This is a genomic window from Streptomyces sp. NPDC050164, from assembly GCF_044459945.1.
GTDB lineage: Bacteria > Actinomycetota > Actinomycetes > Streptomycetales > Streptomycetaceae > Streptomyces > Streptomyces coeruleorubidus_A.
Genome location: NZ_JBITJK010000076.1, coordinates 1 through 12,010, shown reverse-complemented (window position 1 = coordinate 12,010; position 12,010 = coordinate 1). Strand labels below are relative to the sequence as shown.

Here is a 12,010-nt window from a genome sequence, read left to right as displayed (position 1 = left end):
GTTCAAGCCCACCTCCTCGAACTACTCGGCATCGATGAAACCCGCCCACGCTGGCTGGACACCTCAAACCCCATGTGCGAAATCCGGGTCTAGACGGCGGCCAGCGAGCGCAGCTTGTCGGGGTTGCGGATGACGTAGACCGCTTGGACGCGGCCGTCGGCGACGTCGAGCTGGAAGACGGAGTCGGGCTTGTCGCCGGACAGGAACAGCACGGCCGGGCCGCCGTTGAGCTCCACGAAACGCAGGGAGAAGCCGGGGACGCTCTTCCGCGCGGCGCCGACGAGGAAGCGGCCCACCTTGTCCGCGGTCTGCAGGACCCGCAGCGGCGCCCGCGCCTTGCCGCCGCTGTCGCCGACGAGCCGGACGTCCGGGGCGAGCAGCGCCAGCAGCCCTTCGAGGTCGCCGTCCGCCGCCGCGGCGAGGAACCGTTCGGTGAGGTCGCGCCGCTGGGCGGGGTCGACCTCATAGCGCGGCCGCCGCTCCTCCACGTGCTTGCGCGCCCGCCCGGCCAGCTGACGGACCGCCGGTTCGCCGCGGTCGAGCACGGCGGCGATCTCGGCGTACGGGAAGCCGAAGGCCTCGCGCAGCACGAACACCGCCCGCTCCAGCGGCGACAGCGACTCCAGCACGACGAGGACGGCGAGCGAGACGGAGTCCGCGAGCACGGCCCGCTCGGCGGTGTCCGGCACGGTGTCGCCGAAGTCGGTGACGTACGGCTCGGGCAGCCACGGGCCCACGTACGTCTCCCCGCGGGCCTTGATCTGGCGCAGTCGGTCGATGGCGAGGCGGGTGGTGATCCGTACGAGGTACCCGCGCGGTTCGCGCACGTCGCCGCGGTCGCTGCCCGACCAGCGCAGCCAGGCCTCCTGGACCACGTCCTCCGCGTCGGCGACGCGGCCCAGCATGCGGTAGGCGACGCCCAGCAGGACGGGGCGGTGCGCTTCGAAGACGTCGGTCGCGGTCTCGGAGGTCACGGGCTCCATCCCAGCCCACCGATGCGGCCCTGTCCAGGCGGAGTCGCCCTTGCCGGACAGCCGCGGCCGTGAAAGTGGCGTCAACTCGGGGCTACCCGCCGGTAGCAATTGCTGACAAGCTGTCTACGGCGTCCGTCAGCGAGTACAGCCGAGGAGCACCGCATGTCCGCCACCGCCTCCTTCAAAGTCGCCTCCGCACACGGCGAGCAGAACGTGACCCTGTCCTACACCCGTCAGGGCAGCGGCGAACCGTTGCTCCTGCTGCACGGCATCGGCCACCACCGGCAGGTGTGGGACCCGGTGATACCCGCGCTGGCGGCCGAGCGGGACGTGATCGCCGTGGACCTGCCCGGGTGCGGCGAGTCACCGGCGCTCCCGGACGGCATGGCGCACGACCTGCCGACCATGAACACCGTCCTCGCCGCGCTGTGCGAGGCGCTGGAGATCGAACGGCCGCACGTGGCGGGCAACTCGCTGGGCGGTCTGCTGGCCCTGGACCTGGCCCGGGCGCAGCTCGTCCGCTCCGTCACCGCCCTGTCCCCCGCGGGGTTCTGGAACGAGGCCGAGCGCCGCTACGCCTTCACGGTGCTGATGACGATGCGGCAGATAGCCAGGCGGATGCCGCTGCCCGTAGTCGAGCGGCTGGCCCGTCCGGCGATCGGCCGCACACTGCTGACCAGCACCATCTACGCCCGCCCGGGCCGTCGTTCACCCGAGGCCGTGATCGCCGAGACGCTCGCGCTGGCTAGGGCGCAGGGGTTCTCGGAGACCCTCCGCTCCGGCAGGACCGTGCAGTTCACGGACGACATCGTGGGTACGCCGGTCACCGTGGCGTGGGGCAGCCGGGACCGGCTGCTGATCCCCCGCCAGGGCGTGCGGGCCAAGAGCGTCATCCCCCGCGCCCGGCTGGTGCGGCTGCCCGGCTGCGGCCACGTCCCGATGAACGACGACCCGGCGCTGGTCGCCCGGGTCGTGCTCGACGGCAGCCGCTGAACGACAGGGCGCCCGGCCCGGTCGTCACTCGGCCGATTCGGGCGCCACCCGTGCGGTCGCGGCGCGCAACAGCCGTACGTACCGGCCCCAGTCGGTCGGACGTGCCACCGTCCCGGTCTGTGCCCGCTCGGCGCAGTCCAGGCTCTGCCGGCGCGTCGTGCAGGGGGCGGAAGAACAGCAGCCAGCGCACGCCCCGGGGGGGCGTAGCGCACGGGACCGTAACCACCCGACGCGTCGACCTCCAGCGGCCGGTCGAAGCGCACGGGCGGCCAACCGGGCGCTCAGAGCCGGTCGTTCGCGGTGCCGAGCGAGTCGATCAGGGCGCCGACGACTGCCGGTGCAGCGGGCAGCTCACGTTCGTGGACGTTCAGCACAGTGATCGCGGGAGGAGGCTGCCCTGCCCTCTGAGCGAATTCCGCGGCCGGTTGCCGGTTTTCGACGGCCCGGAATTCTCGTGAAGACCTGACGGAACGTGATACCCCGTTCCCGCCCTACCCCGGCAATTCAAGGGGACAGAACCTCCGGTTTGCCGCGCCACCGCCTCGGGTAGTGAAGGCGCGAGGCCGAGGGAATTCCGTTCCGGCCGCCATTTCCCCTGCTCGACCGAGAGACATCGGGCTTCATTCCTCATGGCGCATAAGCTGACCTGCCCCTCGCCCGCTCCCTGCTCCTGGGAGGAAATATCCCAACACCGGGACCGCCTGATGCGGCTGGTCCGACGACGGCTTCCCAGTCACCAGGACGCGGAGGACTGCGTCCAGGAGACCATGGCACGGGCGGCCGCGCACACCGCCCTGGACAGAAACCGGCTGGGTCCCTTTCTGACGTCCGTGGCGATCCGCCTCTGCATCGACTTCTACCGGGACCTGGAGCGTCGCAGCAGGCTGTTGCAGCGCGCGGCCCTGCCGGACGACCCCGGGACGACGGAGGAGGACGTCTGCGACGAGGACTTCGGCCGGTGGCTGCTGGACCAGGTCCGGCTGCTGCGCGGGCGTGAACGGGACGTCATACTCGCCCGTGCCGCGGGAATTTCCACCGCTGAATTCGCCCGCAGGTCAAACATTTCCGTCAAGGCGGCGGAGGCTGCATTCACCCGGGGGCGGGCGCGACTGAGGACGGCGTGTCTGAAATCCCTGGACGATCCGAGCGGGAAGCACGGCTGGGATGCTCTGCCCCCCGGAAGATCCGTCGAAAGTTCCGTCCCCCAGCGCGGAAAGCGACAGGAACTCCGGATGTGACGAACAGGAAGGGCCCCGGGCACACTCGCCCGGGCCCTCATCGCGAACTCCCCGTGGCCCTCCTCGCCGCCTCATGGGCCGTCCGGCCCAGGTACTCGTACTCGAACTCGCGGTACACCGGGTGGGATTCGGGTTCGAAGGCCACGCCGAAGGGTTTCAGACAGTTGCCGAACAGCGCCCGGTCGCCCATGAGGTGGATGGGCAGCGCGAGCAGCGCCCATTCGGGCCGTACGAACCACACCCAGGCAGCGGCCAGCAGACCGGCCGTGACCAGGCTGTGCATCAGGTTGTAGGCCACGTAGTAGCCGCGCGCGACGCGCCGGTCCGGGCTGCGGCGGAAGGCGATCGCGCCCGGGAGGTAGCCGATGACGTCGATGACCGCGAACAGCGCCGCGAACACCCACCACCGGATCTCTTCGCGGTGCTGGACGGCGAGCACCAGCGAAACGGCCAGAGCGGCCAGCCATTCGAGTCGTAAGAGCGCGAAAGTGGTTCGGGTCTCGAACCGGTTCTTGGCATCCACGGACGCTCCAGGATTGCGCGTACGATTCCGGTGCCCGGCCCGGCCGAGCCCCCGCTTCGGTCCTCCACCCTCTTTACGCGGCGACGGCCGTCACCCCTCGCGGCGGAAAGCCGGCCCACGGATCCGGCAGACTGACCGCATGGACGGCATGGACGGCATGGACCGCAACGAACCCGCGTCGCCCGCCTGGGAGCTGCTCCTCCCGGCCGCTTCGGCACCGGCGCGCACGCGTGGCCGTTCGCTTCAGGCGGCGCTGCGCGAGGCGGTTCGCTCGGGCCGGCTCGCGCCGGGTACGCGGCTGCCGTCGAGCCGGGATCTCGCGGCGGATCTGGGGGTGTCGCGCGGGCTGATCACTCAGGCGTACGAGCAGCTGACGGCGGAGGGCTATCTGCGCAGCGGCCGGGGCGCCGGGACGTGGGTGGGCTCGGCCGTACGGGCCGCCCGGCCGCGGGCGCACGACCTCGCTCCGCGCTCCCCCGGTGCCCGGGCGGACTTCGTGCCCGGGACGCCGGACCTGTCGCTGTTCCCGCGCTCGGCGTGGGCTGCCGCGCAGCGCGGTGTGCTGGCGGAACTGCCGCACCAGGAGCTGGGGTATCCCGATCCGCGCGGGCTGCCCCGGCTGCGTACCGCGCTGGCCGAACTGCTCGCCCGGCGGCGGGGTGTGGTGGCCGACCCCGAGCGGATCGTGGTGGTCTCCGGGGTGGCCCAGGCGACGACGCTGCTGGGTTTCGCGCTGCACGCGCGCGGGGTGCGCGCGGTGGGTGTGGAGGACCCGGGCAGCCCCCAGCACGACGCGCTGTACGCCTCGGCCGGGGTCAGCGCCGTACCGCTGCCCATGGACGGCGAGGGAATCGCCCTGAAGCCGCTGCGGGGGTCGGGCTTACGGGCCGTGGTGACGACACCGGCCCACCAGTTCCCCACCGGCATCGCCTACTCGGCCCGCCGTCGCGCCGAACTGCTGGACTGGGCGCGGTCCGTGGACGGCATCGTCCTGGAGGACGACTACGACGGCGACTTCCGCTACGACCGCGCTCCCGTCGGCGCGCTCCAGGGCCTCGACCCGGACCACGTCGCCTACACGGGCTCGGTCAGCAAGTCCCTCGCCCCGGGGCTGCGGCTGGGCTGGCTGCTGGTGCCCGAGTCCTGGGCGCGGGAGATCGTCGAACGCAAGCGCACCATGGACCTCGGTCACCCGGCCCTGGACCAGGCGCTCTTCGCCCGCTTCCTGGAGCGCGGCGACTACGACCGCCAGTTGCGCCGCTGCCAGCGCGCCTACCGCGAGCGCCGTGACGCCCTGACCGCCGCCCTCGACGAGCACTTCCCCGGCTCCCGGGTCTCGGGCATCGCCGCCGGCCTGCACGTGATCGCCACCCTGCCGGAGCGCTACGGCCCCGAGGACCGTTTCCTCACCCGCGTGACGGCGTCCGGGGTGGCCGTACGCCCCCTGTCGGCCTACGCACACCCGCGTCCCGAGCGGGAGGAGGACGACGGGTCGAAGCGGACACAGCTCGTCCTCGGCTACGCGCACGTACCGCCCGCCCGGATCCACGAGGGCATACGCCTGATGGCGGAGGCGGCCACGGGGTGACTCCGGCGGAGCTCGCGCGTTCCCGCCCGTTCCCCTCCTTCCGCGGTCAGTTGTTCACTTGGGGTTCGTGTGTGCGCTGCGGCGTGCCAGTAGTTGTGGCTGTGCACACTGGCCGGATCCCGTCCCTGGAGGCGCATCCATGTCACACCGTCCGTTCCCCGCGCGCCGTAGCGTGCTGCGTGGCTCCCTCGCCGCGTCGGCGGCCCTCACCCTGCCCACCGCACTCGGCGCGGCGCCGGCCTTCGCGCGGTCTGGACGCCCGAAGGCGGGATGGGGTGTGCAGGCGGGAGACGTGACCTGCGACTCCGGCCTGGTGTGGGTGCGGTCCGACCGGCCGGCCCGGATGATCGTCGAGACGTCGGCGACCGAGTCGTTCCGCAACCCGCGCAGATGGCACGGCCCGCTGCTGGGCCCGGGCACCGACTTCACGGGCACGACCCGGCTGGGCGGCCTGCCGTCCGGCGAGCAGATCCACTACCGGGTGCTGCTCGCCGACCCGGACGACCCGCGCCGCACCGGCGAGCCGGTCACCGGCACCTTCCGCACGGCCTCCGACAAGCGGCGTGAGGGCGTGCGGTTCGTCTGGTCCGGCGACCTGGCCGGTCAGGGCTGGGGCATCAACCCGGAGCTAGGCGGCTACCGGATCTACGAGGCGATGGCCGCCCTCGACCCGGACTTCTTCATCTGCAGCGGTGACAACATCTACGCCGACGGGCCCCTCACCGAGACCGTGGCCCTGCCCGACGGGCGCACCTGGCGGAACATCACCACCGAGGAGAAGGCGAAGGTCGCCGAGACCCTGGCGGAGTTCCGCGGCAACTTCCGCTACAACCTGCTGGACGAGAACCTGCGGGCCTTCAACGCCCAGGTCCCGTCCATTATCCAGTGGGACGACCACGAGGTCACCAACAACTGGTACCCGGGCGAGATCCTCGGCGACAGCCGGTACACCGAGAAGAACGTCGACGTGCTCGCCGCCCGCGCCCGCCAGGCCTTCTCGGAGTACTTCCCGATCTCCACGCTGCGCCGCCCCGACGGCCGCGTCTACCGCGTGCAGCACCACGGCCCGCTGCTGGACGTCTTCGTGCTGGACATGCGCACCTACCGCAACGCCAACTCGCCGGACGACCAGCCCACCGACCCGCAGGGCATCCTCGGCCGCGAGCAGTTGGAGTGGCTCAAGCGCGAGCTGTCCCGCTCCCGCGCGGTGTGGAAGGTGATCGCCTCCGACATGCCGATCGGCCTGGTCGTCCCGGACACCGGCGACGGCAAGCCGAACATCGAGGCCGTCGCCCAGGGCGACCCCGGTGCCCCGCTGGGCCGTGAGCTGCAGATCGCCGAGCTGCTGCGCTTCATCAAGCACCGCCGGATCACCGGCACGGTGTGGCTCACGGCCGACGTCCACTACACCTCGGCGCAGCACTACCAGCCGTCGCGGGCCGCCTTCACCGACTTCGAGCCGTTCTGGGAGTTCGTGTCGGGGCCGCTGAACGCCGGTGCGTTCCCGGCGAACACGCTCGACGGCACCTTCGGTCCCGACCGTGTGTTCCTGAAGGCTCCGACGACCGCCAACGTCTCCCCCGCCGGCGGATACCAGTTCTTCGGCGAGGTCGACATCGACGGCGCCAGCGGCGAGCTGACGGTACGGCTGCGCGAGCAGGACGGCACCGAGCTGTTCACGAAGGTGCTCCAGCCCGGCCTGGTCGGCCAGTGAGGTGCGGAAAAAGGGCGTCGTCGTAAGGTACGGAGCGCAACGTTTGAAGGGTCGATAAAGAGGGCAAGCAATCCCTTTTACCCGCCAGTCACAATGCGTTCGTGATCACGCAACACCGTTCGGTCACAGTGGGTGCATGACGCGAAAAGTGACTGATGTGAGGCACCTGAACGACTGCCGTCCCGCCAACCCGTGGCAGCGGGTCACAGCGGCGCTCCAGACCTGGCGAACACGACGCCACGAACACGCGCCGCCGTCGGACGATACCGAGTCCCCGGCACCGGAGCCGGTGCCGGGGGCGAACACGCTGTGGCGGATGCGGACCACGGTGAGGGACGAACCGGGATCGCTGGCGGCCCTGTGCACGGCCCTGGCCGAGCACCGGGCCGATATCCTCAGCCTCCAGACGCATCCGCTGGCCGAGGGCACGGTGGACGAGTTCCTGCTGCGTGCCCCGGGCGAACTGCCGGCGTCCGCGATCAGTACGGCCGTCCAGTCGGCCGGCGGCACCGACACCTGGATCGAGCGGGCCGACGCGCACGACCTGGTGGACGCGCCGACCCGGATCCTGGGTCTCGCCGCCCGCACCGCCCTGGACGCCGCGGAACTGCCGTTGGCACTGCGCCAGTTGCTGGGCCGGTGCACGATCCGTTCCCAGCCCGCCCCGGCCGGCGGCGGCCGGGCGTCCGACGGTGTCCCGGTGGAGGGAGCCCTCGACGACACGGTGATGCGCCTGCGCGCCCCGGAAGGCGGAGTCATCACCGTGGAGCGGCCGTACCTGCCCTTCACACCGACCGAGTTCGCCCGGGCCAGGGCCCTGGTGGAACTGGACGCCCGGCTCGGGCCGCGCGTCCCGCACGGCCGGGACGTGCTCACTCTGGCCGAGGGCAGCGACATCACCGTGCGCCGGGCCGACACGCGCGATCTGGAGGCGGCCAGGGCGATGCACGAGCGGTGCTCCGACCGCACGCTGAAGCTGCGCTACCACGGGCCGGTCGGTGACGCCGACCGCTATCTCAACCACCTGCTCAGTCCGCGGTTCGGCCGTACCCTCACCGTGCAGACGCCCTCCGGGCGGCTGGTCGGACTCGGGCATCTGCTGTGGGACGGGGACGAGACGGAAGTCGCGGTGATCGTCGAAGACGCGTGGCAGCGGCGGGGCGTCGGCGGGGAGTTGCTGGGCCGGCTGGTCGCGATGGCCGCGGAAGGGGGTTGCAGGAGTGTGTACGCCGTGACGCAGGCGTCCAACACGGGGATGGTCGCCGCGATGCGGGGGTTGGGCCTCCCCCTCGACTATCAGGTCGAGGAGGGGACGCTGGTCATCACTGCGCGGCTGAGCGAGCCGGATGCGGAGCGAGTGTCGAGTTTGGGGAATGCCTCAGCGCCGTAGCGTCGTATGCCGGTTGGCGGGTGCGGGTTCGCTGTGGCTGGTCGCGCAGTTCCCCGCGCCCCCAAGGGGGCGCCCCAACGCACCGTCCAGATCGGCCCAAAGGTCCTCCACGTCCTCCAAGCCCACCGACATGCGCAGCAGCCGGTCGCTCACCCCGGCCCCCCTGCGGTCGTCCGCGTCCACGATGCGGTGGCTGATGGAGGCCGGGTGCTGGATGAGGGTGTCCACGCTGCCGAGGCTCACCGCCGGGGTGATGAGGCGGACGCCGGCGGTGACCTCGTGGGGGTCGCCGTGTATCTCGAAGGAGACCATCGCGCCGCCGATGCGCGGGTAGTGCACGTGGGCTACTCGCGCATCGGCGGCGAGGCGGTGGGCGAGTTCGGCGGCGTTGGCGGAGGCGGCCCGTACCCGGACGGGCAGAGTGGACAGGCCGCGCAGCAGCAGGTAGCCGGCCAGTGGGTGCAGAACGCCGCCCGTGGCGAAGCGGACCTGCCGCAGTCGTCCCGCGAACTCCTCGTCGCAGGCGATGACGCCCGCCAGCACGTCGCCGTGGCCGCCGAGGTACTTGGTGGCGCTGTGCAGCACCAGCCGTGCGCCCTGTTCGGCGGGACGCTGGAGCACCGGTGTGGCGAACGTGTTGTCCACGAGCAGTGGCACCGAGCCGCAGGCGTGGGCGACGGCCCGGAGGTCGACCTCGGCGAGCGTGGGGTTGGCCGGGGACTCCACGATCACCAGGCCGGTGTCCGGACGCAGTGCCTCCGCGATTCCGGCCGGGTCGGTCCAGGTCACCTCCGAGCCCAGCAGCCCGGCGGTCAGCAGATGGTCGCTGCACCCGTAGAGGGGACGTACGGCCACGACGTGCCGCAGCCCCATGGAGGCGCGTACGAGCAGGACGGCGCTCAGGGCGGCCATGCCGCTGGCGAACGCGACCGCCGCCTCGGTGCCCTCCAGGCGGGCCAGCGCGGTCTCGAAACGGGCGACGGTCGGGTTGCCCAGCCGCCCGTACACGGGCGGGCCGTCCGGCTCCGCGCCGGTGACGGCGAAGGCGTCGATACGGCCCGCCTCGCCGCGGCTGTCGTACGACGGGTAGGTGGTGGACAGGTCGATCGGCGGGGCGTGCAGCCCCTGCCGGGCGAGGTCGTCTCGCCCGGCGTGGACGGCCTCGGTGGCGAGTGCTCTCGGTGCGGTGCGTACGTCGTCGTGGGCGCCCATGCTCGCTGTGTCCATGACGGAAGGGTGAACACTGACCGGGTCCGAGCGTAGGAATCCCGTGTTACGTTCGGCCAATGGCCGAATCTGTCGTACTGGACCCGGTGGATCTCCACCTGCTGCGGCTGTTGCAGAACGACGCCCGGGCGACGTACCGGGATCTCGCCGCGCAGGTCGGGGTGGCGCCGTCGACCTGTCTGGACCGGGTGGCCCGGCTGCGCCGCTCGGGCGTGATCCTCGGGCACCGGCTGGAGCTGGATCCGGCCAAGCTGGGGCGAGGGCTGGAGGCCCTGCTGTCGGTGCAGGTCAGGCCGCACCGGCGGGAGCTGGTGGGGCCGTTCGTGGAGCGGATCCGCGCCCTGCCGGAGTCGCGGACGGTCTTCCACCTGACCGGACCGGACGACTACCTCGTGCATGTCGCGGTCGCCGACATGGCCGACCTTCAGCGGCTCGTGCTGGACGAGTTCACCTCGCGGCGGGAGGTGGCGCGCGTGGAGACCCGGCTGATCTTCCAGCAGTGGGAGTGCGGGCCGCTGCTGCCGCCTTCGCCCTCGGCTCAATCCGCGTGACGTGCGCTGCACGTCGTACCAGGATGGACCGCATGTCTGAGATCAAGAGCCCGCTGCCCCGTGAGGTCGCCGACGCGTACGTCGACGAGCTCGTCGCCCTCGACCCGATCACCGGCACGTTCCTCGGCGTCAAGGAGAGTTCGAGCAGGCTGCCCGACACCTCGCCCGCGGGCCAGGAGGCGTTCGCGGAGCTGGCGCGGCGGACGCTGGCCCGGCTGGACGAGGCGGAGCGGCTACCCGGCGCGGACAGTGACATCGAGCGCCGGTGCGCGCGCCTGCTGCGTGAGCGGCTCAACGCCGAACTCGGCGTGCACGAGGCCGAGGAGGGTCTGCGTTCCGTCAGCAACCTCAGCTCCATCGCCCATGCGGTGCGGCAGGTGTTCACCGTGACGCCGGCGCAGTCCAAGGAGGACTGGGCGGCGATCGCCGAGCGGCTGCGCGCGGTCCCGGCCGCGCTGGAGGGGTACCGCCAGTCCCTGGCGCTCGGCCTGGAGCGGAAGCTGTACGGCGGGCCGCGTGCCACGGCCACGTTCGTGGAGCAGCTCGGCGAGTGGGCGGACGCCGACGGCGAGGGCCGCGGCTGGTTCGAGACCTTCGCGGCCGCCGGCCCCGAGGCGCTGCGGTCCGAGCTGGACGCGGCGGCCCGCTCGGCCACCGAGGCGGTTCTGCGGCTGCGCGACTGGATGCGGGACGTGTACGCACCGGCGATCGAGGGCGCGCCGGACGTGGTGGGCCGGGAGCGGTACGCGCGCTGGGTGCGCTACTACAACGGCACCGACCTCGACCTGGACGAGGCGTACGCCTACGGCTGGTCCGAGTACCACCGCCTCCTCGGCGAGATGAAGGCGGAGGCCGAGAAGATCCTGCCGGGTGCCGCAACGCCGTGGGTGGCGCTGGCGCACCTGGACGAGCACGGCACGCACATCGAGGGTGTCGACGAGGTCCGCGACTGGTTGCAGTCCCTGATGGACGAGGCGATCGGCGCGCTCGACGGCACCCACTTCGACCTGGCCGAGCGGGTGCGCCGGGTGGAGTCGCGCATCGCCCCTCCGGGCAGCGCCGCGGCCCCCTACTACACGCCGCCGTCGGACGACTTCACGCGCCCGGGCTGCACTTGGCTGCCGACCATGGGCGAGACGAGCTTCCCCGTCTACGACCTGGTGTCGACCTGGTACCACGAGGGTGTGCCCGGCCACCATCTCCAGCTGGCCCAGTGGAAGCACGTGGCGGAGAACCTCTCCCGCTACCAGGCGAGTGTCGGCATGGTGAGCGCCAACGCCGAGGGCTGGGCCCTGTACGCCGAGCGGCTGATGGACGAACTGGGCTTCCTGACGGACCCGGAGCGCCGGCTCGGTTACCTGGACGCGCAGATGATGCGTGCCGTGCGCGTCATCATCGACATCGGCATGCACCTGGAGCTGACGATCCCGGACGATTCCCCCTTCCACCCGGGCGAGCGCTGGACGCCCGAGCTGGCGCAGGAGTTCTTCGGCTCGCACAGCAGCCGCCCCGCGGACTTCGTGGAGAGCGAGCTGACCCGCTACCTGTCCATGCCGGGCCAGGCCATCGGCTACAAGCTCGGCGAGCGCGCCTGGCTGCTGGGCCGCGAGAAGGCCCGCGCCCGGCGCGGTGACGCCTTCGACCCGAAGGCCTGGCACATGGCGGCCCTCTCGCAGGGGTCCCTGGGTCTGGACGACCTGGTGGACGAACTGTCCCAGCTCTAGACCCGGATTTCGCACGTGCCTCGATCGGTTGGAACGAGGCACGTGCGGTGTCTGGTTGTCGGTGTGGTCGTTGATGTGATGTGTCGAT

General features: G+C 71.7%; 10 protein-coding genes. 7 read left to right on the top strand and 3 right to left on the bottom strand.

What is annotated here, in order from left to right; genetic code table 11:
* Positions 1–89: 89 nt before the first annotated feature.
* Entirely contained in the window at positions 90–974 is an 885-nt protein-coding gene (locus tag ACIBNA_RS44515) for an RNA polymerase sigma-70 factor (RefSeq protein WP_399171153.1), read from the bottom strand.
* A 162-nt stretch (positions 975–1,136) separates the two neighbouring features.
* On the opposite strand from ACIBNA_RS44515, the gene ACIBNA_RS44510 reads away from it, so the two are divergent.
* Both ACIBNA_RS44510 and ACIBNA_RS44505 read left to right on the top strand, forming a co-directional pair.
* Entirely contained in the window at positions 1,137–1,967 is an 831-nt protein-coding gene (locus tag ACIBNA_RS44510; RefSeq protein WP_399171152.1) for an alpha/beta fold hydrolase, read from the top strand.
* A gap of 704 nt (positions 1,968–2,671) precedes the next feature.
* Positions 2,672–3,205, top strand: a complete 534-nt coding sequence (locus ACIBNA_RS44505; protein WP_399171150.1) for an RNA polymerase sigma factor — start codon at positions 2,672–2,674, stop codon at positions 3,203–3,205.
* A gap of 37 nt (positions 3,206–3,242) precedes the next feature.
* On the opposite strand, the gene ACIBNA_RS44500 is transcribed toward ACIBNA_RS44505, so the two are convergent.
* Complete coding sequence (locus ACIBNA_RS44500; protein ID WP_399171149.1) at positions 3,243–3,728, bottom strand: hypothetical protein; 486 nt, start codon at positions 3,726–3,728, stop codon at positions 3,243–3,245.
* A gap of 157 nt (positions 3,729–3,885) precedes the next feature.
* Between ACIBNA_RS44500 and ACIBNA_RS44495 the strand changes: the two genes are divergently transcribed.
* From ACIBNA_RS44495 to ACIBNA_RS44485, 3 genes are all read left to right on the top strand, one after another.
* Complete coding sequence (locus tag ACIBNA_RS44495; protein ID WP_399171155.1) at positions 3,886–5,316, top strand: PLP-dependent aminotransferase family protein; 1,431 nt, start codon at positions 3,886–3,888, stop codon at positions 5,314–5,316.
* 139 nt (positions 5,317–5,455) lie between these two features.
* Positions 5,456–7,030: an alkaline phosphatase D family protein gene (locus ACIBNA_RS44490; RefSeq protein ID WP_399171147.1), complete on the top strand. Its 1,575-nt coding sequence runs from the start codon at positions 5,456–5,458 to the stop codon at positions 7,028–7,030.
* Positions 7,031–7,166: 136 nt separating this feature from the next.
* Entirely contained in the window at positions 7,167–8,420 is a 1,254-nt protein-coding gene (locus tag ACIBNA_RS44485) for a GNAT family N-acetyltransferase (RefSeq protein WP_399171145.1), read from the top strand.
* Here the strand turns inward: ACIBNA_RS44485 and ACIBNA_RS44480 are convergent.
* Positions 8,409–9,647, bottom strand: coding sequence for a trans-sulfuration enzyme family protein (locus ACIBNA_RS44480; RefSeq protein ID WP_399171143.1), 1,239 nt, complete (start codon positions 9,645–9,647; stop codon positions 8,409–8,411). The genes ACIBNA_RS44485 and ACIBNA_RS44480 overlap by 12 nt on opposite strands.
* Positions 9,648–9,706: 59 nt before the next feature.
* Between ACIBNA_RS44480 and ACIBNA_RS44475 the strand changes: the two genes are divergently transcribed.
* Both ACIBNA_RS44475 and ACIBNA_RS44470 read left to right on the top strand, forming a co-directional pair.
* Positions 9,707–10,198 carry an Lrp/AsnC family transcriptional regulator gene (locus ACIBNA_RS44475; protein WP_114250735.1) on the top strand — a complete coding sequence of 164 codons (492 nt, stop codon included), beginning with the start codon at positions 9,707–9,709 and terminating at the stop codon, positions 10,196–10,198.
* A 32-nt stretch (positions 10,199–10,230) separates the two neighbouring features.
* Positions 10,231–11,922 (top strand): DUF885 domain-containing protein, encoded by a 1,692-nt coding sequence (locus ACIBNA_RS44470; protein WP_399171141.1) that lies wholly within the window; start codon positions 10,231–10,233, stop codon positions 11,920–11,922.
* Positions 11,923–12,010 lie beyond the last annotated feature (88 nt).